Below are 19800 nucleotides of genomic sequence, written 5' to 3'. Positions count from 1 at the left end.
TCGGCTACGCAGAGTCCATCGTAGGAGTAGCCACAGGCCGCGACCGCGCAGCATTTCGGCCCGAATCTCGCAGGCAAGCTGCCTCGATCCAAGCCAATACTGGTCTTCAAGGTGAGTGCAGAGATAGGCGGCCTGCCGCCAGTTTCACAAGCGCTCCGCGCCCCTCCATTCGTCGGATCATGAACAACTCCACCCATGACTTCGTCACGGTCGAGATGCGCGGCTTGAAGGCCGCGCTGGTGGCGCGTGCGCAGGCGGAACGGGTGAGCGTCTCGGTGCTGGTCCGCAGCGCGGTGGCGCGCGATCTCGGGCTCGCGGCGGATGGCGAGGCCAGCCGTATGAATGCGCTCACCTCAGGCCCTGCAAATGCCGCCAGCGTCAAGCTGTCGATTCGGATGTCCGCCGATGAGGCTCGTCAGCTCGCTGCTGGCGCCCGTGCCGCAGGCCTCTCGCGCGGCGCCTACCTGGCCGGTCTCATCGCCAACGTGCCCGTGCTGTCCGCCGGTGGGAGCCGGGCAGAACACATCGCCACGTTGTTGGCTTCCTGCGCCGAACTGTCGACCCTCAGTCGCAACGTCCACCGCCTGACGGCGCTGCTGCGCCAAGCCAATGTGGAACCCGCAAGGCCCTATCGGGAGATGTTGGACACGCTGGCCGGTGACGTGCGCCGGCATCTCGAGTTGGCCGCCCGTGTCTTGGCCGACCTGCAGCCACAGAGCCGCAGCACTCGGCCCACGGCTCGGTCAGCCCCGTGACGAAAGGAGTTCCCCATGGCTCAAGCCCCCAACATCGACGGCATCCTGATTACCTGGGGCGATCGGCTGTTCTACCCAGGTAATCGGGTTGTCAAGGTGAAACCGCAACCCAGGCTGAGTGGGGACGCGGCACGCCTTCGCGCTGCAGCCATCCGCAAGCGCATCGAGGCGACGGTGGTTCGACGTGCGCCGCAGGTGATGGTCAAGGTGACAGGTGGCGGACGCAGCATGAAGGCCATCGCTGCGCACTTCCGCTACATCAGCAAGAACGGCCGGCTGGAAATCGAGGACCAGCGGGGCGAGACGATGCGCGGCAAGGACACCTTGCGCGAGCTGGCCGATGAATGGCGCTTTGGTGGCTCACTGATCCCCGATGACGCCGAACCCGGTCACCGGCGCGAGGCCTACAACATCATGCTGTCGATGCCCCGTGGGACGGACCCGCTGACCGTGCATCGCGCGGCGCGCGAGTTCGCCCAAGCCGAGCTGGCGGACCACAAGTACGTGATGGTCCTGCACGATCACCAGGCCAATCCGCACGTGCACATCAGCGTGCGCGCGGAGTCCAAGTCCGGAAAGCGCCTGAACCCGCGCAAGGCCGACCTGCACCGGTGGCGCGAGACCTTCGCTGAGAAGCTGCGTGGGTACGGCATCGAAGCTGAGGCGACGCGACAGGCTACGCGCGGTAGGAGTCGGAACTACGACCCCTTGTGGCGGGTGAAGGCGCGCGAGGATGGACGGCTGCGGACCACCAGACCTGCTGCGAAGAGTGGCGCTCGCGCGGAAGCAACGCTGGCGGAGGCGCAGAGGGCCTGGCAGGTGATTGCCACAGCGCTGGCCAAGTCTGGCGATGCGGGCGATCGGAAACTTGCGGCAGCGATCAACAGCTATGCGAGCGGCATGGAGCCGACGGGCCAGCTGACGCGCGGCGGTGTTGGGCTAGACCCGCTGATGCGTCCTTCGGGATCCGATGGTCGATCACGCTGACAGCAGGTACGGGCGCGGTGTCGGGATCGGACGATGGCAAAGATACTGGATAGATGTACAGTATTTGCCTGTGCCTCTGTCGTCGCCCACCGCCATGAACGCGCCCACGCTGCCCGAGGTCTTGCTCGGGGTCCAACCCGCCAACCAATCGACGCTCAATCTGGCGACAGAGGGAGTGCTGCGCTACCTATGGCAGAGCGCGTTCGGCGCCATGCTGATCGAGGTTGCCGGTGGCGACGTATGGGTGAACGGCCAACGCGTCGTGCCGATCGCTGAGGTGCAGCAGCCCCCGGAAGGGTGTGAGGTTGACGGATCGATGAAAACGCACATAATGCGTTGACGTTCTTCCTGGATTGCACAAACCATGTTGGTCCTGAAACCCTCTGACGGTCGCCTTCCCTCCGAACTCAAGGAGGAGTGCCTGCAGCTCGTCGCCTCTTGGCTGCTCGAGGAGTGGCGAGCCACGGAAGACGATCTGGTCCGGGACACTGACACGCCCTACACCCGCGGCACTGCGCGCTTCGGCCGACAGAAGCAACGCATCATGCTCGAGTACCTGTCTGGCCGGCACCCGTGGCTGAAGGTCATGAATGGTGGCCTCGACATCGTGTTCGCGATCAACGGCATCCCATGCCGGTTCAGCAACGACGATGCCGATGCGCCGAAGAAGCGCGCGGTCCTGGAAACGCACCTGTTCCAAATGCCGTTGTTGGAAGAAGCCGAGCCCGGCGAAGCTGCGCGGTTTGTCTTCGTCATCGACTGCGGGGCCGATGAGTCCAGTGACCCTCGCGTCGAGTTGCTTGGGTTCTCCAACGCCGACCAAGTGGTTTGCCGCTGGATCTCTGGCGGTGTGCGCCGCATCGGCGAAGCGACCCCTTCGCTGCCGGCAGCCGTCGAGGTGCCAAAGCCTGTCATCGCGCCGAAGCGCCGTCGTGACGGTGATGACGAGGCAGTCGCATCTGCAGGGCCATGAGCCAGATCATCTACTCGAACATCCGTCTCGCGCGGCTGTTCAATGGCTTCTCGCTCACCGACCTGGGCGAGCGGCTCGACAAGTCCAAGCAGTATCTGAGTCGCGTGGAGACCGGCGCCGAGCCGGTCTCTGCGTCTCTGGAGCAGGCGCTCGTTGAGCACCTGGGCATCCTTCCCGAGTTCCTGCGGCATGTAGACCCGATGCCGCTCACTGAAGAGCAGTGTCACTTCCGCAAGCAGCTGACCACCAAGGTGGCCCTGCGTCAGTACGCCCGTGCGCGCGGCGAGATGCTCAAGCGACTGGTGTGCGTGCTCGAAGAGCACCTCGACATGCCCGGCTACCGCATCGCCGAGGCGGATCCGACCTCCGAAGAATCGATCGAGCGTGGCGCCGAGCAGTGCCGAAGTGCCTGGGGCCTCGGCTGGGGGCCGATCAGCAACATCACGCGTGTAGCTGAGAACGCCGGCGCCGTTGTCATGCGTGTGAACGGCTTGGCCAATGAAGTCGACGCCGTGTCGTTCGCAACGCGGCGTCCTGTGATTGCGCTGAACGGCTCCGGGCGGTCGGCCTGCCGTGCGCGCTTTGGTATCGCCCATGAGCTTGGGCATTTTGCGCTGCACATCGGCGTGCTCACCGGCGACCGTCTGACCGAGACCCAGGCCAACCGCTTCGCGAGCTCGTTCTTGCTGCCGCGTGCGTCTTTCCTCGCTGAAAGCCACCGTGCGCTGCGCGGATCGAGGATCAACTGGGACTACATGAGCCAGCTGAAGCAACGCTGGGGCGTGTCCAAGTCAGCGCTGCTGTACCGCGGCCGTCAGCTCGGCGTCTTCTCCGACGACCAGGTGCGCGCCGGCTACATCTCGCTCAAGCGCCATGGCGAGGCCATCGAGGAGCGCGAAGACGAATTCATGCCGGTGGAGCAGCCCGAGATGGTGAAGGACGGCCTGCGCATGATGACCGACGAGATGGGCGTGCCGCTCGCCGCCGTAGCCCGCAAGATGTGCGTGCAGCCGAAGCTGCTGCGCGATCTGCTCGGTGACGAAGAGGATGCAAACGACGCCAAGGTGGTCAACCTCTTCGCCATGGCCTGATCGGCTGGGGCCGAGTCAGATCGCAAGCGGCGGCAGCGCACGCACGATCTTCATCGTCTCGACGCTCACCGTGATCACGCGCAGCAGCAGCTCGAGCGGGTAACGTGGGTTGCCCACGGTCTCGACTGCCCAGTCGTTGGCATCGTTGACGATGCCGCTGTCCTTGTCGGTCTTGATGACCTGGCGCTCCATCACCCACTCGATCGCCGGCTTGCCGTTGACCACGTAGTCGTAGGCCTCCTTCGGGATGCCGCTGACCGTGATGCGGTGGTTGTAGTGGATCGTGCTCAGATCCTTGTCCTTGCCCGACTTGCCGAAGCGCATCTTCTCGACCCGGTACTCTGCGGCGGGCAGGCGAGGGGGCTTGCCGATTTCGTCGCCGTCCACCTTGGCCGGGTAGATCGCCACCGACTCGTACCCGAGGTGCAGCTGTGCAAGGTTTCGGCCGGCCTGACTGAAGGCGCGGAAATCTGCGGCCGAGGTGACGCAGGGGATGCGCGGCAGATCCTTGCCAAGGTTGTCGGCGAATCGCTCGCGGTAGTCGGGCGAGTGAAGCAGCCCGTACACGTAGTAGAAGATGTCTTCACGAGCGATGGCTTCGCCCGGATACGCCGCTTGGAAGTGTGCAAGGCCTTCGTCCGTGATCGCGTCGCGTCGCTGGCGAACCACCTGCTTCGCCTTGCCGGCAAAGAGCTCGGGTTGTTGAGCTTCGGCGGGTGGCCGCGTGCATGCGCCAGGTTGAGCAGCCGCTGGCGCACCGAGGCGCCCATGTTGCGTGGGTGATCAGGCATCGCTGGTCAGCGCCATCACGTAGGGCTCCATCGTGGCCCAGACGCCTGCAACGTTGGCTTCGCGCGCTATATCCGCTGGCGTGGCCTTGCGCTGCCGTAGTGCTTGGCGCAGGCCCTCGATAGCGAGGGCATCGCCTACCGTTCGGCGGTAGCGGAACAGGTCGGCCACGGTCTTGGCCACCCCGAAAACAGGCACGGGCGTGCCGGCGATCTTCTTGTGTTCAACGCCGCGTTGAAGCAGCTCGTCAGAGAACCGGGCGACGCGGATTGGCGGGTAGCTCACCCGCGGGCGCCAGTCCTTCCGGCCGATGGCGATCCAGACCTTCGGCGGCATCTGGTCGGTCAGGCCGTGGAACGCCAGTGCAGACGCCAGGCAGATGACGCCTTTAGGCACGAGCCGCGCCGCCTCAGCCAGCGACTGCTGCGGATCGAGCGCGGCGTCGGCGAGTTGGTACAGACCGCGGGCGAGGCGCACGACCTCGCCGGCGCGCTCCATGCGGCTGACGGTCGTCGCGGTGATGCCCGCCTCGCCAAACTCTGCCAGCCGCAGCAACCCCCGTCGCTTGAGCAGCGCCAGCGCCTGGCTGCGCTGGGTTGAAGCGATCGGGGCGGGCATGTTATGAATCCTAGGTCGAACGAAGTAAGCGTCCGATGATTTATACCATCCCGGTTCGGTTGCCGACAACCGCATGTCTACCGGCATTCGACGGCGGTCTCAGCTGCTCTCGGCTGACTTGGGTGCCTTGGCGGGAACGATGGCATCGCCTCGAAAGATGGATTCCACAGCCACACTGAGCCCGAAGGCGAGGGGGCCTGACGGTGCTGTTCACGGTCCTGGCTGCCAGCGTCAACGATGTACAGCGAGGGTGTTGAGCCCTCGCAGTCGGTGAGCGCTGCGCACGCCAGCGCGCTGACCTTGCCCAGGTTGTAGCGCAGTCCCTTCACGAAGGATCGCCCCTGAGCGACCAGTTGCTCAATGAGCTGCTTCTCGAATCCGTCTTCGACAGGCAGCCAATGCCGCGTTACCGGCATCAACGACAGTTCCGCGATGGTGGGAACCCCCGTCGCGGCAACGCTGAAGGTCGCAACCATCATCATGTGGATGTCGTCCGCGGCCCCCCAAAGCGCCAGTTCAGACTCGAAGCGGCGTCCGAGCCGTCGGTACAGGTGCTCGTCGATCGCGAAGGCCTGGTCTGGGAGGTGCTTCACCACCGCCTTGAACCCGTATCGCGCCGGGACGATTTCCTTCACCTCCCCGATCAACAGCATCAGCTGCTGGAGTCTCCCGGTCGCTGCCACGGCAGGCCGCCAATGCGCCAGGCGCCGGGCGTTGATTGCATCGCGTTGGTCTGGCGCGAACGGCTCCGGCACGTAGAGACGGGTGCGCAGCGGGCTACCGCGAGTGAGCTGGTTTTCGGCCGCCTGGAGCAGGTGCCTTCGCACTGTGGCCCAGGTCCTCTTTCCAGCGAAGCCTGGATGCCAGCGTGTCAGTTCAGCCTGGTCCCAAAGGTAGTGCAGCAGGCCGCGCAATGAGAGCCTGGTCCCGTCGCTGGCGACGCTGTCGCTGTCGCTACCGCTTGGTGGCATCTGCGATCGTCCCGGCATCTTGGTCAGTGGGAAGTCCAGCTTCAGCGTCGTCTCGCCGGTGGTCGGGTCTTCGGTGATCGCGCTGCCCAGCACCTGCCCCAGGCCGGAGAACTCGGCCGGCGGCTCGTAGGACGGGCAGTCGGGCGCGTGGCGCATGCCCGTGTCGGGCATGCGCTTGACGATGTATCCCTCGCCAAGGCGCGCCACGTACATCTCGACGCCTTCGACCTGGCACAGGCAACGTGGGCGCTGGTGGGCCGCGTGGGCGTCGGCGACGGCATCTGCGAACCCTCGCGACCCGATCTCGAAGCGCCTGCCGGCGATCTCGTACAACGCGGCAGGTGCCGCGATGCCCCGGGCCGAAGTCTCCACGGGCGTGGCCTTACCGCGCCGGTGCCGGCGCGGCGCGGTCGCGCGAGCGCTGCATCTCAGGCGCGGCGACGACGACGAGTCGCTGCGACGGCGCGGCCTTGTCGTAGACCTTCACCTTGGGCACTTGGCCGTCGCGGATGCGCTGGGCCAGTTTTTCGGTCGCGGCGGCGATCACGGCGGCGCGCTGCTTCTCGGGCACCTTCTTGGCAACTAGCACCGCCTCGATGGCGGCGAGCACTGCCTTGCGACCACCGCCGCCGCGGGCGGATGCCTTCTCGGCCGGCGCTGCCGCTGCACCGCCACTCGCATCCCGGGCCGGTTCGATGCGGTTGACTTGGCGCGCCTCGCGCTCGCGCTTCAGCACTTCCAGGTCACCGGGGTTCGGCTCGTAGCCCAGGGTCTTCACGCCGCGCACGGATGCCTCGAGCCAGACCATGCGCTTGAAGTCCTCGTTGCCGGACACTCGCAGCGCCTTCCAGTTGCGCGCCTCGGCCACATCGACCATCGACCGAGCGACCGAGGGGCTGTTGGTGTCGGTGGCGAGGCGAAACGTCGACTCGGTGAAGGCCACGCGGGAGGTGTCGCCGCGAAAGCGGTATTCGGTGCGGCCGAGGGTCACGTCGCCCATCGTCACCGGAGCCCGCTTGATGATGTAGCGCTCCTTCAGCGCCGCTTCGAGGCGCGCGACGAGTACGGATCGCTCCGCCTGGGCGTCGATCTTCGCAACGGCCTTGGCATCGACCTGTTCGGGCTGCGCAGTGGCCTTGCTGGCACCGGGTGTTGGGGCGGCGCTTGCGACCTCGGGAACCTCGTCGCGCGCTCGCGCTGGGTCCAGCGGCCGCTCGGGCGGCGCCGGACGCGGCTCACCGCGTTGCCACGCGCCGTCGACCTTCTGAATCGGCGTGCGCTTGCCGTCCGCGGCCACGGCGACGAATCGCGTGCTGCCCAGCTGGTCCGCCTTGGCGACCATCTCTGGGAGGGTGCTCGCGCGGTAGGTCACCTCGGCGAAGGGGTCTCGCAGCTCGTAGCGTTCGCCGGGTTCCGGGTCCGGCGTCTGGAACTTCGCGATGGCCACCGGGGGCCGGTTGGCGGGCTCGACGGTGCCGCCCTGGGTCGGCGCAGCCTGGCGGACGGGGGGTTGTCTGCATCCATGGCGACCTCACAATGACTCGTTGGATGAAGGCTCAGGGCTGGGCAACAGCCGTCGTACTGAGCGCTACCGGTAGCGCCTGGTACAGCTCAATCTCGACACGGCGGTTCAGACTGCGGCCTCCGGCGCTGGCGTTGTCGGCGACGTGGTCGCCAGCCGGCTGATAGGTAGCGCGGATGCGGGCCGGGTCCACGCCCGCGGCCACCAGGTAGTCACGAACCGCCGCTGCCCGCTCCCGGGCAATACGGCTCTCGGCCGGCGCGTCGGAAGTGCCATCGGTGCGCCCGCGCAGCAGGACCAGCGGTGACGCCTTCGCATCCTCGACAAGGGCCGCAGTGACATCGGGCGGGATGGCCACGCGCGTGCTGCCGAAGTCGAACCGCACGGTGAAGACACTGTTGGCCTTGACCTGCTGGGCGGCTGGCGCCTGCATGGCGGCCAGAAGTTGCTGGCGCGCCGCCATGTTCGCCAACGTGGCCGAGGTGGTCTCCGCGATGCGGCTGGTCTCGGTGGCGAGCAGGCGGGTGTTCTGCAGATCGTTCTTGCAGACCTGCAGCTCGACGGCCATCTGGGAGTTCACTGGCCGCTTCTGCGATTCGTCGACCGTCGGCGGCTTCGGCGGGGAACTGCACGAGGCCAGCGAGAAGAGCCAGGGCACGAAGGGTGTGAGGGCGATGCGGGTTCGCATGGCGTTGCTCCCGGGTCTAGGTGATATCGGCGCGTTCGATGGCTGACAGTTCGGCGATGACCACTCCGCTGTCTTCGCTGAGTAGGACGCCGTCCTCGTCGGCGACGGCTTCGATCGCGCCGCCGATCGAGGATCCGCCCGGCCGAGGGCCGACCATGAAATCGAGGATGCCTTCGGCGACCTGGCCGGGCTCTGCGTCGCCGAGTTCGGGCAGCCGGCTCATGTCATAGGCCAGTTGCTCATAGTCCAAGCCATCGCCCGGGCCCAGCTCATCGTCGGCGTAGCGCCAGCGCTCCTGCACGCGGGCCAGGTGCAGGTCTATGTTCATGCGAGGCACCGAAGGTGCCGGCAGCAGGCGCGACGTGAAGGCCCGGTCGCGGTAGTACCGAATCTTCTCGCCGAGGATCGGCTTGCAGTTCTCGAAGATCACCACCAGCCGTTCGCTGCCCAGTTCCTTGAACTCCTGCGGCAGCAGCAGCGCGCGGCGCTGCTCGCTCTCATTACGGCTGACGGTGCTGCTCCCATGGCCGCTGAATGACCGGCTGCGCCCGCGGGAGGTGGCGCGCTCGGTGAAGTGGCCAAGCATGGCGCTGTACTCGTCGGCATCGCGCTGCTCGCGCGGGGCGTACAGGATCTGCAGGCCGTGGTTGGTGGCGAAGGTGCGGGCTTCCTTGTCGCCATAGACGGCATCCAGCTGCGACATGGCTTGGACCACGGTCAGCAGCCGCAGGTTGTAGCCGGCCAGGAAGGCGGCGGCGGTCGTGATGACGCCCACCCGGCCCATGGCCGTGAACTCGTCGTTGACCAGCAGGCACTGCACCTTCAGCGTCGGGTCCTGCTCGGGCAGGTGTTGGGTGTTCAGGCTGACGAGCTGCGAGAAGAACAGGTTCAGCAGCGGCCGGGCGTTGGCGAGCCTGTTCGGCGGGATGCGCACGTAGACCGACATGCGGCGGCGGCGCACGTCCTCGAGCCGGAAGTCGTCGGCACTGGTGGCGGCGTCGACCACCGCATCCGCGAAGATCGTCAGCGGCGCGTTGAAGGTGGCGACCACGCTGGACAGCGTGTTCTCGGAGTTCGACAGCAGGCGCTGCAGGGCATCGACGCACTCGTCTGACAGCGGCGGGTTTGTGGATGAGGCTTCCTCGCGGCGCTGCGTGATCAGGCCGCTCAGGTGGTCCTTCAGCGACCGGCCCTTGCCCGACGACTGGCGCAGCATCTCGCCGATGGTGCGAGGGAGCGAGGGGGTTTCGAGGAGAACGAGGCCCAGACCCAGGAACAGATTGCGAGCCTGGTCGTTGAAGAAGGCCTCCGACGAGGTGCCACCGCCATCGTTGGGAAAGAAGACCTGGCCGATGGTGAGCAGGTCGCCTACGCGGTGCAGCGGGCTGGGGCGCACGGCGGTCAGCGGGTTCCAGCGATGGCTGCGCGCGGCGTCGTCGAAGGGCGAGAAGGCGTAGACCGCCTGGCCGTGTGCGGCGCGGTAGCCGGCCGTGATGTCGTAGTTCTCGCCCTTGATGTCGAGCACTACGACCGAGTCGGGCCAGTTCAGCAGGTTCGGGATCACGACCCCGACGCCCTTGCCGCTGCGGGTGGGCGCGGACAGCATCACCGACAACTGGCCCGGCAGCGACAGGAACCTGCCGCGGTGGCGGCCGATGAGGATGCCCGGCTGCCCGTCGCTACCGGTGAGCCCCGCGCGATGGATCTCGGCAGGGCTGGCGAAACGGGCATCGCCATGCAGGGCCCGCCGGGGCCGTGCGGCGGCGACGAGGCCCGCTGGAAGCAGGATCAGCAGGCCGATCCCCGAGACGCCGATCGCGAGCTGGAGCTTCTTGCGCAGCTGAGCATCGCCAGCGTACAGGTCCCAGTAGTGGACGATGCTGATGAGCTGCGCCTGCTTTGGGTTCGCCTTGTTCAGCACCAGGAACAGCACACCGGCCAGGTAGACCGCCGCACAGGCCAGCGCGGCGTAGCCGAGGATGGCGAAGGCGCCGGCCGCGACCTTGCGACCCGTGGGCCAGGCCGAGAATGGCAGGGCGGCGATGCTGCTCATTTCGCCGCCTGCTGATCCCAGCGCCCGAGCCGCTGGCGCCGGGGCTCGTAGAGGATCTCGGAGATGAAGCGCCCGCGCTCGTCGCGATCGAACTGCACGATCACGTCGACCACGACGCTGAGCAGCCACTTGATCTCGTCCATGCGCAGGCCACCGCCGGCGCCGGTCTCGCGGATCATCAGCGACATCTGCTCGAAGGCCAGCGCGCAGCTGCCGGCATGAACGCTGGTGATGCTGCCGGGGTGGCCCGAGGCTGCGAGCCGCACGAAGTAGAAGCACTCGTCGCCGCGCACTTCCGCCAGGAAGATGCGGTCGGGCTTCATCCGCAGGCAGGCTTCGAGCAGCGACTTGGCTGTCACGCGGGCCGTGCCCTGCGCATCCTTGCTGTAGAACAGGTGCACCACGTTTGGGTGGTTCGGCAGCGTCAGCTCGGCCGTGTCCTGGATCGTGATGAGGCGCTCGTGCTTCGGCACTTCCTCGACCAGGCCCTTCATGAAGGTGGTCTTGCCCGAGCCGGTCTTGCCGCTGACGACGATGGTCTGGTGCTTGCGCACGGCCAGGCGCAGGAACTCGGCGTACCGGCCTGCGTCCTTCAGCTCCGTCAGTTCACGCTCGAAGGCGAGCAGCTCCGCATTTGGTGTGCGCGTTACGGTGGCCGTGCGCTCGAACAGGCCCTCGCGCTCGAAATCGTCAAGCCGCTTAATCAGGTGCGACGGCTTGCGCACCGTGATCGACACCGTACCGCGCGGCACCGCTGGCGGGATGACGAACTGGATGCGCTCGCCGCTGGGCAGCGTGGCCGACAGCAGCGGGCGCTCCTGGTTGACCCGCTGGTCGCAGAAGGTGGCCACCGCGGTCGCCAGCGAAAGGCAGCGTTCCTGCGTCATCTCCGGCGCCGGCACGACCTGCCAGCCGCGCACCGTCTCGACGAGCAGTTCGCCCGGTCGGTTGACGCAGACCTCCAGCACACCGGGTGCATCGAGTTGGTCGCGCAGCGGGCGCAGGAACTCGACGACCGACGTGGCGTCACCGCACCAGCCCCCATCTGGGTTCACCAGGTCCTCGTGATCGCAGGCGGTCTGGTTCATGGCGTGCCCTCGCGAGGCGGAGTGCCGGCCGTGGGCTTCAACTCGTACACCGACGAGAAGTCCACGTCGCGGGCGACGTAGATGCCGACGATGCCGCCCTGGTTCTGGTAGATCAGCGGCGGGATGTTGATCGTGCTGTCGAGCACCTTCTCGGCCAGCTTGCTGGTGTTGGCCGTGGTCGATGGCAGCACGATGGTGTCGGCCTGCCGGTCATTGGCCTGGTTCTGGATGACGAGCTTCACCGAGTCGTCGATCAGCGACAGCAGCATGGCCGCGCCGATGCGCTCGCCCCAGCGGTTGTCGACATAGCCGTCGATCCCCGACTCGCCGAGCTGACCGGTACCCGGGGAGTCGATGTCCACCGTGACGCCGAGCGGCGTGCGAATGCGGGTCCAGAGCACGGGGATGCGCACGGTGCCGGGCCGGACCGAGGCGATGCGGTACTCGCCGTCCAGATGCGAGCCGCGTTCGATCAACAGCACGCGGCCGTCGTCGCTAAATACGTTGCGCTGCACCTGGCAGCCCACCAGGCCCGAGGTGGCGCTGATCACCTTGGTCTTCAGCGCACAGGTGAAGGCCGTGCCCTTGGGCAGCATCAGGCTGCGGTTGCCTAGCATCGAGGCCGCCACTTTGGGGGTGGCCGACCCTTGAAGCTGGCCCCCGAACAGGCCACCCCCTGCGGGGGTCGCACCGATGGGTGCGGTGCCTGCCATCGGGGGCCCACCGAGGAGGGCCCCCGACGGCATCTGCCCGGTGGCCTGGCCCGTGGCCAGCGCCGCAGTCTTGGTCAGGTTGTCGAGCAGGCCCTGGAGCTGGCGCTGATAGCCCTGCAGGTTGCGCGACGTCGCGGCGATCGGATCGTTCGCGTCGGCGGGCTCGCCCGCCGCTGGGTTCTCGTCGGGCGGTGCACCGGCATCCATCCTTCGGGTGGACGCCCCCGGCGGAGGGAGTGCCCCCGGCCGGGTGCTGACCAGCAGGACGGGGGCATCCTCCGGCGGGACCACCTTCGGGCCACCCGATGCGGGTGCCGCCGATCCGGTCCGCCGAACGCCAATGGGCTCGGCCAGTTCGTCGGCCGTGGGTGTCAGGGCCGGGATGTGCGGTGCAGTGGGCATCGCTGCGCTGGCGGACGGAGCGGGCGGCATCTCGAGCCTGCGCGGCTCGGCCGTGGCTGCGGTCGGCTTGTCCCGCACCAGCTTCGACTCCGCCTCGTCGGCCTTCTTCCCGCTGGACGAGAAGCGCTGGATGGTGACAGCCGCCACCGCGATGAGGGAACCGACGAGCAGCGCAACCGCCAGCAACCCCTTCTTCGACATCGAAACACGCTGCCGGGCGGCGACGTTGGGGATGCCCGGCTCGCCTGGCAGGGGCGAGATGGCGTTGCCGTCGGGCTCGCGGTCAGCGTCCAACCCCGGGTCTCGGTCGCGCGAGTCGTTCGGATCGTGCGTCATGGTGTCGCTCCCTTGCGAACGTCGGAGGGCGCGTTGTTGCCACTAACGTCGGCCTTCAGTACGCGCTGCACGCCAGGCACCGTCGTGCCGTCGCCCGGGGGCCTGCCGTCCAGATCGAAGGCTTCGTTCCACAGACCGACGACGGCCGAGCCGGCCCGCAGCATCAGCCGCCGGCTGACGCGGTCCACTACGAGCAGGTCGTCCTCCATGCGGGCGTTGACGAGCGTCTCGCTGCCGTCACCCAGGACATGGAACACAGCCGGTACCTCGCGGTTGCCGGGGAAGCGCAGGTAGGTGAAGCGGCCGTCGTCATAGACCAGCGTCGGAACGATGTCCTGCGAGCCGGCGCCCTCGGCGATCGAGTACTGGGTATTCATCACCTGCGGCTTGGCCTGCAGGCGCTCGGCCACGACCTGATGAGGTGACGGGGGTGGGGGCATAGCAGGCAACGCCATCAGTGGTGCCGCGTCGCGCATCGCGAGGCGCGCCGGCGGTGCCATCCTGGCCGGTGCCTTTACGACAAGCCGGTAGACAGGCGGCTTCGGGTCGCCGTCTGCCAGCACGACGAAGCGGAAGCTGTGCGTGCGGCGGTCGGTGACCACGGCCAAGGTGTTCGCGGCGCTGGCCGAGCTCTTGGCCTTGACGAACAGGTTTCGGCCTCCGGGCTGGGCCGCGATGCACCAGGCAGCATCCGCCTTCGTGCAGTCGCCCCCCAGGCCGGCGGCGACTTCGTAGATCGCCTCGTCGGCATCGAGCACGACCAGCGTCACGACGCCGCGCTTGACAGGCACGGTGACGACGGCGCGTGGGTCATAGACCACCTCGCGCAGGCGCGGATCCGCACGCTCCGCGGCGGCCATCGTGGAGCCGTAGACAGCGACGCAGCCCAGGGCGGCCAGCCAGGCCAGCGGCTTCATGGCTTGGCCCCCGGTGCCGCGGTGTTGATCTCGGGATCGGACCGATAGGCGGTGACGACGAAGCCGAACGGGTTCTCGAGCCGATCTCGCTCCTTGGCCAGCACCTTGGGCTGGTACTGGTAGACGACGCTGGCCACGTGCCGGGTGGTGACCTCGGGCAGGTTGCGATCCGTGAGGCGGACCACCTTGTCGTAGGTGACGGTGGCCTCGCCCTGGTTGCCGGCGCGCCCGGATGCGGCAAGGCGCACGCCGATGACGTTGATGCGCCAGTCCTCCGCGGCACCGATCTTCTTCTGCAGCGCGCCGTCGCCCTCGAACTGGCGGTTGTAGTCGGCGAAGACCGCCGGCACCGCCATACGCGCCACCTGGTCGAAGTCGCGTTGAAGGAACATCCAGCTGTAGCCCTCGCGGGCGCGAACGAAGTTGGCGAGGTTGTGCTTGTCGAGCGCCTCCATCGGCGGAATGGTCTCGACTGACAGGCGTTGCTGAATCGTGGCCTCGCCGGTGACACGGTCGACCACGATGGGGATCTCCACCACGCGGCGCAGCGGACCCTGGACGAAGACCGCTGCGATGCCGATCAGGCCCAGCACGAGGCCGGCGATGGCGACCCACCAGGCCCGACGCTCCGAGCGTTCGAGCATCAGCGCGAGGTCGACTTCCCACGCGCGATTGGCTTCGATCGCAGTCGTCTCGGGATCGGCTTGTGCTCGATCGGGTGGGCGATCAGACAATGCAGCGGCTCTTCCTGGCGTCAGGACGGCACTCATGAGGACCTCCGTGGGACTGCGCCGACGGCCCGGCGCAGCGATTCAAGGAATAGGCGTTAGGGCAAGTAATCGGCCACCTTCCCAGTGCGCGTGAGCATCTGGTACTGGCGCTCGCGCTCCCGCGACCGGGCGATGCGCTCCTCGCTGTCGGCCATGCCCTGCAGCATCTGCACCTGCGACATCTCGTGCGCCAGCAACGCGTTCTCGGCGCCGATACGGGCCTGGACCTCCTGCACCGCCTTCTGGTCCGTGGTGGCGTTGATCTGGCCCATCAGCGACTGGATCTGCGAGAGGCGCCCCGCGGCCGACTTCATCGCGTCCTGCAGCAGGCCTTTTTGCTGGTACGGCTGCGCCAGAGCCGCCTGGCAGCTGGTGCGGGCGTCGCCGGCGAGGTCCATGCAGTTGTAGACCATGCCCACGTCGCGCAGCGCCTTGGCCGTGGCGTTCAGGCCGGAGTAGCCGGAGGTGTTGATCGCGTTTACGTAGGTATAGGCCTCGGCCGGCACGTAGTTCTTCAGCAGCGGGTTGTTGAACACGTTACCCAGGTTGCGGATGCCGTTGATGCTGTTGATCTGGCTTTGCAGCTGGTTGATCTGCTGGACCTGGTTGTTGATCTGCGTGATGCCATCGAGCACCTGCTGGATCGTCTGGACCAGGTTGGCAACATCGATGACCGGGATGCCCTGCGCGCTGGCGCCGTTGGCGCCGAAGCCGATGAGGACAGCGGCAGCGACCTTGAGTCGTGTGTGCATGGTTTCGCTCCTGTGCTGGTTGACGCTGGTTGAAGTTCATGCCCGACCGCGCAATGCAGCGAGCTTGTAGGCAGCGGTTCGCACCGCGCCGTATCCCTGGCGGACCACGGCGCCGGCGCCGGCGGCCGCGGCTCCTGCGGCGCGACCGGTCGCCGCGGCTGCGGCGACCGTGGCCTGACCCGCCGCGTAGGGCAGGCCGGCTCCTGCCCGAACGACACCGCCGGCCGCGCCCGCGGCACCAGCCCCTCGTGCGGACGATGCCGAGCGCAGGCCCGAGACCATCATGGCGTTCTGGATCATCTGGATCCCCTGCTGGACCGCGGCGCCGCCCGTGAGTGCGGAGGCGAGGCTCGGGGCCTGGAAGCAGATGATGGCCATGAGGATCATCAGGACGCAGTAGCGCGTGGCCTCGCCCAGGACGTTGAACGTCGCTCCGAGGAAGCCCCCGCCACTCTGGATGGCCAGGAACATCTGATTTCCCATGAATGCGCTCAGTCCGAGCGCAAAGAACGCGAACCAGGTCAGCACGACGGCGTTGAGGACCATAGAAAGCCAACTGTCAAAGAACCGCGCGGTCGGCCTCCAGGCGAGGCAGAGAATGAACAGCGGCCCGATGGCGATGACGAACGTCAGGAAGAGCTTCGAGAGCGTCACGACGAAGAGCGAGATGCAGAGGAAGACCACCGAACCGATCGAGAAGATCACGGCGGCGAGCACGAGGTCGAGCCGGAACATGTTCGCCTCTTTCATGATGTCTGCGACCTGCGTGCTGGCGTCGTCGTTGAACTTGTCCAGCAAGGCATATGGCGTTGCCACGGTTGCCGGATCAACAGCTGACGGAACGAACGTCGACGCAACGCCCATCGCTAGGGAATTCGCGGTGTCGGCGACGTTGCTGATGTAGAACCCGGACTGCAAGGCGAACGCCAGCACCAGACCGATCTTGAAGACCTTCCACATGAAGGTCGGCAGCGTCTCAGAAACCTCATTGCGAAGCACCGCCCACCCGTAGAGCGCAACCCACATCGTCATTGCACTCAATGCAACCGGGGCAATCGCGGTCATGAGCGAGGACACGACGCTCAGAACGTAAGTGCTGAGCACTGCGTCGAACTGCGAACCGACCCAGTTGAACATGGTGAGCTCCTGCCTCTACTGGACTGCCGACACTGGCAGGTTCAACGGCGGCCGTGCATTCATGTCAACGCACTTTCCCGACATGTCGGGGTATTGGCACCACAGCCACGTCGCCCCTTTCTTTGCGATCCACAGACGCGACAGCTTCTGATTCCCGTAAGTCGATTCGCGACAAGTCGTCGGACGTGCGAATGGCTCGGTGCACTCGCGCAATCCAGCAGTGGTTTCGACCATGTGCCACGGTCCCGGGTGGCACCCAGCGGCGGCAGCGCATGGCGCCGCTCTGGTGCCAATCAAGGGTGGCGTCTCCACCTTCTTGGAGCCATCAGGCATTACCTTGACGGCCTCGTTGCCCTTCACGAACTGGGCGCTGGCGGTGGTGGCGGCGAGTGCCAGCGCGACCAGCGCGAGGAGATGACGAACAGCTTTCATGCGGCTCTCCTGGAGGTGCGAAACCTGCGATCGTGAACCTCACGAAGGAGAACCGGAAGCCATTGAAACGGATCGTTGCCATGCCGTTCGCGCACGGCATCGAGCAGGGCCACGTTGTCGGTGGTGGCCGAGAGCACGGTGATGAAATCCTCGAGCCCGGCGAGGTCCAACTCGCAGATCGCACTCGCGTGACCCTGCTTGACCAGGAAGCGCCGGCCGCCCTGCGCGCCGAGGCTGCGGACGATGTCGAACTCGGCCTGCGTCAGGCCGAAGCCCTCGACGTACTCCTCGCGCACCGCCTCCGGGTTGGCCAGGAAGATCTTGGTCACGCTCTGTTCGATCATCGTGCGGCCGATGGGATGGCGCAGCACGTCGGACGGGCTCTGGGTGTCGAAGATTCCCAGGCCGTTCTGCTTGCGGATCGTCTTCTGCTTCTGCTTGGCGAAGTCGCTGAAGATCTCGTGGTCCAGCGCCTTCCAGAACTCCGAGATCACGTAGATCAGCCGCTCGCCGTTGACGAGCTCTTCCATCACCTGCAGCAGGTACATCATCACCGGCGTGCGGACCTCCGGCAGGTCGAGGAACTCGGTGGTGTCGAAGCCGATGACATTGGCCGCATGCAGGTCGAGCAGGCGGTCATCGGCCTGGTCGAAGACCCAGCCGAGCGCGCCGCCCTGGCACCACCGACCCAGCCGCTCGAAGAGGCTGTTCTCGCCTGCCTTGGGCAGGTTCTGCCGCACGGTCGAGAAGCGGCGCAGCGGCGCCGGCATCATCGCCACTGCCTTGACGGCATCGGCGATGGCGCGTTCGTCGGCCGGCAGCAGCGGCATGGCAGGCGTGGCGATGCAGGTGCGGATCAGCTGCTCCCAGAACTGGATGCGCGCCGGTGTCGGCTCGCGCTGCAGCGGGTTGCAGCCGGTGGGCTTGCCGGCCTCCAAGGTGAAGTAGCGGCCACCCAGGGCGCGGATCGCGATCTCGCAGCCGCGGTCCAGGTCGAACAGCACCAAACGAGGCGCCGGGTCCCACTTGCGCGTCAGCGTCAGCAGGAACATCTCCAGCGTCGTCTTGCCGACGCCGGTCGAGCCGATGATCAGCGTGTTGCCCGGCAGCTTCTTGTCGGCCGAGTCTTCGCCCTCCGGGCTGCTGTGCAGGTTCAGGTAAAACGGCTGGCCCGAAGGCGTGCGCAACAGGGCCAGCGCCTCGCCCCAGGGGTTGCCATCGCGCTTGCCGCGGGCGAAGTTGTGCCCGCTGGACAGGGCCGCGAAGGCGCGCGAGCTGAGCTTGGCATCCCGGGGCCGCCACTGCCAGTTGCCCGGCATCTGGGCAAACCAGGCGGCATCGGCCACCAGGTCCACAGGAGACATCTGCAGGCTGGAGGCCTCGCCGACGGCACCGATGGCCTGCGCCGCGCGTCGGCCGGCATCGGCCACGTCCTCGCCGAAGACCACCAGGCTGTAGTGGTACTCGCCCATGCAGAACTGGCCGTCGCCGAGCTCGTTCAGCGCCACGTCCATCTCGGCAACCTGGCTGGCCACCACGTCATCGCTTGCGATCAGCTGGTCGCGCTGCAGTTCGAGGGCGCGCATTGCCTCGCGACGGGGCAGGATCGAGAAGCTCTGTGTCTCGATGAATTCGCTGGCTTCGTAGAGCAGCGCGTTCAGGATGCCGGGCTCGACTGCGTCGGCGTACTCCTTGATGTCGACGAGCGCCGCGTAGCGGCGCTGGTCGCCCTGGCGCAGTTCGAGCTTGTCGCCGCCGAAGGACAGGCGTGCTGTCGGAAGCGTGCGGTACAGCGGCCCCGCCGTCATCGGGATCGGCCGCCAGCAGCCGTTGACCATGTAGCCGAGGAACTCGGCCACCTCGGAGTAGGTCCGGCCATGGTGCTCGCGCGTCCCAAGCAGTTCGGGGCCGAAGCCGCGCAGCACACGGCCGACCAGGGCCGTACGCTCTTCCATCACGCGCAGGGCTTCGGCCTGGGCTTCGGCGATGGCTGCACGGGTGCGCTGCGTCGACTGCAAGGCACGGCTCACGCGGGAGACGTTGGGCCGGTAGACGAGCGTCAGGTAGAGCTCGTTGCTCATCATCCGGCGCTCGCCCAGCTTGGCCTGGTAGGCCTGCGACAAGTCACGCGCGAAGCCGGGCTGCGCTGGATCCTGCAGGCTGTCGCTGACGACACGGTGCAGGCGGTGGGTCCACACCGCCCACTGGCCGCCGGCCAGGTTGCGCAGCAGGCTGCACAGCGCCTCGTGCCGCTCGCCGATCTGGTGCTCGTCGGCGCACTCGAAGGCCACGCCATCGAGCCGCCAGACGCGCAGGTAGTCGCCACCGCGCGTGATCACATCGTGTGGGCTGACCAGCGACGAGAACGGGACGAAACGGGCCAGCGGGTTCTCCGCCTGGGCCTGCGTCCAGTGCCGGGGCCTGAAGCTGCTACGGCCAGACCGTGTGTCGGCGCCGTTGGGCTTAGACATGCCAAGCATCGCGGGCTCCCCGGTAGAGGGTGGGCGCGTAGCTGCGCGCGTGCCAGAAACGGCGGTTGCGGTCGTGCAGGCGCAGCTTCATGGCGACGAACATCTGGCGGAAGCGCTGGTCGTCCTTGGAGGTGACGAAGCGCATCCACAGCAGTGCGGGTACGAAGGCCACGACCACGCCGAGGGCGATCCACCAGCTCACCAGGGTGCCGCCCCACATGATCAGCAGCATGCCGGTGCCGAACAGCACCACCAGCGGCACCAGCGGAATGCCCAGCTTCATGGCTGGGCGCGTGGCGCCCTTGTAGATGGCTTCGCCTTGCATGGTCGTACCG

General features: G+C 67.0%; 20 protein-coding genes. 5 read left to right on the top strand and 15 right to left on the bottom strand.

What is annotated here, in order from left to right; genetic code table 11:
- Window positions 1–179: 179 nt before the first annotated feature.
- The 5 genes from LRS14_RS04720 to LRS14_RS04700 all read left to right on the top strand — a co-directional run bounded on the left by LRS14_RS04720 (window position 180) and on the right by LRS14_RS04700 (window position 3806).
- Window positions 180–755, top strand: coding sequence for a hypothetical protein (locus tag LRS14_RS04720; protein ID WP_257798784.1), 576 nt, complete (start codon window positions 180–182; stop codon window positions 753–755).
- 15 nt (window positions 756–770) lie between these two features.
- Window positions 771–1742, top strand: coding sequence for a relaxase/mobilization nuclease domain-containing protein (locus LRS14_RS04715; protein WP_257798783.1), 972 nt, complete (start codon window positions 771–773; stop codon window positions 1740–1742).
- Window positions 1743–1836: 94 nt separating this feature from the next.
- Window positions 1837–2082: a hypothetical protein gene (locus LRS14_RS04710; protein ID WP_257798782.1), complete on the top strand. Its 246-nt coding sequence runs from the start codon at window positions 1837–1839 to the stop codon at window positions 2080–2082.
- 24 nt (window positions 2083–2106) lie between these two features.
- Window positions 2107–2715, top strand: coding sequence for a hypothetical protein (locus tag LRS14_RS04705; RefSeq protein ID WP_257798781.1), 609 nt, complete (start codon window positions 2107–2109; stop codon window positions 2713–2715).
- The gene (locus LRS14_RS04700) at window positions 2712–3806 is read left to right on the top strand and encodes an XRE family transcriptional regulator (RefSeq protein WP_257798780.1); all 1095 of its coding nucleotides are present in this window, start codon (window positions 2712–2714) and stop codon (window positions 3804–3806) included. Before LRS14_RS04705 ends, LRS14_RS04700 begins: the two co-directional genes overlap by 4 nt.
- Before the next feature lie 15 nt (window positions 3807–3821).
- Here the strand turns inward: LRS14_RS04700 and LRS14_RS04695 are convergent, their stop codons facing one another.
- The 15 genes from LRS14_RS04695 to LRS14_RS04625 form a co-directional block, all read right to left on the bottom strand.
- On the bottom strand, window positions 3822–4475 hold the full coding sequence (locus tag LRS14_RS04695) for a type ISP restriction/modification enzyme (protein ID WP_404977531.1): 654 nt from the start codon (window positions 4473–4475) through the stop codon (window positions 3822–3824).
- Between the two features lie 114 nt (window positions 4476–4589).
- Window positions 4590–5213 carry a type IV toxin-antitoxin system AbiEi family antitoxin domain-containing protein gene (locus LRS14_RS04690; RefSeq protein WP_257798779.1) on the bottom strand — a complete coding sequence of 208 codons (624 nt, stop codon included), beginning with the start codon at window positions 5211–5213 and terminating at the stop codon, window positions 4590–4592.
- A gap of 77 nt (window positions 5214–5290) precedes the next feature.
- Complete coding sequence (locus LRS14_RS04685; protein WP_257798778.1) at window positions 5291–6556, bottom strand: DUF1173 domain-containing protein; 1266 nt, start codon at window positions 6554–6556, stop codon at window positions 5291–5293.
- 10 nt (window positions 6557–6566) lie between these two features.
- Complete coding sequence (locus LRS14_RS04680) at window positions 6567–7631, bottom strand: LPD7 domain-containing protein (protein WP_257798777.1); 1065 nt, start codon at window positions 7629–7631, stop codon at window positions 6567–6569.
- 109 nt (window positions 7632–7740) lie between these two features.
- Entirely contained in the window at window positions 7741–8394 is a 654-nt protein-coding gene (locus LRS14_RS04675) for an OmpA family protein (protein ID WP_257798776.1), read from the bottom strand.
- A gap of 16 nt (window positions 8395–8410) precedes the next feature.
- Window positions 8411–10447, bottom strand: a complete 2037-nt coding sequence (locus tag LRS14_RS04670; RefSeq protein WP_257798775.1) for a type IV secretory system conjugative DNA transfer family protein — start codon at window positions 10445–10447, stop codon at window positions 8411–8413.
- A complete protein-coding gene (gene virB11 / locus LRS14_RS04665; RefSeq protein ID WP_257798774.1) occupies window positions 10444–11535 on the bottom strand; it encodes a P-type DNA transfer ATPase VirB11 in 1092 nt (363 codons plus the stop codon). Before virB11 ends, LRS14_RS04670 begins: the two co-directional genes overlap by 4 nt.
- Window positions 11532–12986, bottom strand: a complete 1455-nt coding sequence (gene virB10, locus LRS14_RS04660) for a type IV secretion system protein VirB10 (protein WP_257798773.1) — start codon at window positions 12984–12986, stop codon at window positions 11532–11534. Before virB10 ends, virB11 begins: the two co-directional genes overlap by 4 nt.
- Entirely contained in the window at window positions 12983–13903 is a 921-nt protein-coding gene (locus LRS14_RS04655) for a TrbG/VirB9 family P-type conjugative transfer protein (protein ID WP_257798772.1), read from the bottom strand. The genes virB10 and LRS14_RS04655 overlap by 4 nt, the downstream gene beginning before the upstream one ends.
- On the bottom strand, window positions 13900–14673 hold the full coding sequence (locus LRS14_RS04650; RefSeq protein ID WP_257798771.1) for a virB8 family protein: 774 nt from the start codon (window positions 14671–14673) through the stop codon (window positions 13900–13902). The genes LRS14_RS04655 and LRS14_RS04650 overlap by 4 nt, the downstream gene beginning before the upstream one ends.
- A gap of 56 nt (window positions 14674–14729) precedes the next feature.
- Entirely contained in the window at window positions 14730–15425 is a 696-nt protein-coding gene (locus LRS14_RS04645; RefSeq protein WP_257798770.1) for a type IV secretion system protein, read from the bottom strand.
- A gap of 36 nt (window positions 15426–15461) precedes the next feature.
- Window positions 15462–16562: a type IV secretion system protein gene (locus LRS14_RS04640; RefSeq protein WP_257798769.1), complete on the bottom strand. Its 1101-nt coding sequence runs from the start codon at window positions 16560–16562 to the stop codon at window positions 15462–15464.
- A 15-nt stretch (window positions 16563–16577) separates the two neighbouring features.
- Window positions 16578–16994 carry a hypothetical protein gene (locus LRS14_RS04635; RefSeq protein WP_257798768.1) on the bottom strand — a complete coding sequence of 139 codons (417 nt, stop codon included), beginning with the start codon at window positions 16992–16994 and terminating at the stop codon, window positions 16578–16580.
- Window positions 16991–19474: a VirB4 family type IV secretion/conjugal transfer ATPase gene (locus tag LRS14_RS04630; RefSeq protein WP_404977530.1), complete on the bottom strand. Its 2484-nt coding sequence runs from the start codon at window positions 19472–19474 to the stop codon at window positions 16991–16993. Before LRS14_RS04630 ends, LRS14_RS04635 begins: the two co-directional genes overlap by 4 nt.
- Window positions 19458–19790 (bottom strand): type IV secretion system protein VirB3, encoded by a 333-nt coding sequence (locus LRS14_RS04625; protein ID WP_257798766.1) that lies wholly within the window; start codon window positions 19788–19790, stop codon window positions 19458–19460. The genes LRS14_RS04630 and LRS14_RS04625 overlap by 17 nt, the downstream gene beginning before the upstream one ends.
- Between the last annotated feature and the right edge of the window lie 10 nt (window positions 19791–19800).

This window comes from Aquincola sp. J276, assembly GCF_024700035.1.
Lineage (GTDB): Bacteria > Pseudomonadota > Gammaproteobacteria > Burkholderiales > Burkholderiaceae_C > Aquincola > Aquincola tertiaricarbonis.
Note: the sequence above shows the minus strand (reverse complement) of the source record. Positions and strands in the feature narration are given on the sequence as shown.

Coding starts and splice junctions, on each gene's coding strand:
- LRS14_RS04720 (WP_257798784.1), top strand. CDS start 180: ATGAACAACTCCACCCATGACTTCGTCACGGTCGAGATGCGCGGCTTG.
- LRS14_RS04715 (WP_257798783.1), top strand. CDS start 771: ATGGCTCAAGCCCCCAACATCGACGGCATCCTGATTACCTGGGGCGAT.
- LRS14_RS04710 (WP_257798782.1), top strand. CDS start 1,837: ATGAACGCGCCCACGCTGCCCGAGGTCTTGCTCGGGGTCCAACCCGCC.
- LRS14_RS04705 (WP_257798781.1), top strand. CDS start 2,107: ATGTTGGTCCTGAAACCCTCTGACGGTCGCCTTCCCTCCGAACTCAAG.
- LRS14_RS04700 (WP_257798780.1), top strand. CDS start 2,712: ATGAGCCAGATCATCTACTCGAACATCCGTCTCGCGCGGCTGTTCAAT.
- LRS14_RS04690 (WP_257798779.1), bottom strand. CDS start 5,213: ATGCCCGCCCCGATCGCTTCAACCCAGCGCAGCCAGGCGCTGGCGCTG.
- LRS14_RS04675 (WP_257798776.1), bottom strand. CDS start 8,394: ATGCGAACCCGCATCGCCCTCACACCCTTCGTGCCCTGGCTCTTCTCG.
- LRS14_RS04670 (WP_257798775.1), bottom strand. CDS start 10,447: ATGAGCAGCATCGCCGCCCTGCCATTCTCGGCCTGGCCCACGGGTCGC.
- virB11 (WP_257798774.1), bottom strand. CDS start 11,535: ATGAACCAGACCGCCTGCGATCACGAGGACCTGGTGAACCCAGATGGG.
- virB10 (WP_257798773.1), bottom strand. CDS start 12,986: ATGACGCACGATCCGAACGACTCGCGCGACCGAGACCCGGGGTTGGAC.
- LRS14_RS04655 (WP_257798772.1), bottom strand. CDS start 13,903: ATGAAGCCGCTGGCCTGGCTGGCCGCCCTGGGCTGCGTCGCTGTCTAC.
- LRS14_RS04650 (WP_257798771.1), bottom strand. CDS start 14,673: ATGAGTGCCGTCCTGACGCCAGGAAGAGCCGCTGCATTGTCTGATCGC.
- LRS14_RS04645 (WP_257798770.1), bottom strand. CDS start 15,425: ATGCACACACGACTCAAGGTCGCTGCCGCTGTCCTCATCGGCTTCGGC.
- LRS14_RS04640 (WP_257798769.1), bottom strand. CDS start 16,562: ATGTTCAACTGGGTCGGTTCGCAGTTCGACGCAGTGCTCAGCACTTAC.
- LRS14_RS04635 (WP_257798768.1), bottom strand. CDS start 16,994: ATGAAAGCTGTTCGTCATCTCCTCGCGCTGGTCGCGCTGGCACTCGCC.
- LRS14_RS04630 (WP_404977530.1), bottom strand. CDS start 19,474: ATGCTTGGCATGTCTAAGCCCAACGGCGCCGACACACGGTCTGGCCGT.
- LRS14_RS04625 (WP_257798766.1), bottom strand. CDS start 19,790: ATGCAAGGCGAAGCCATCTACAAGGGCGCCACGCGCCCAGCCATGAAG.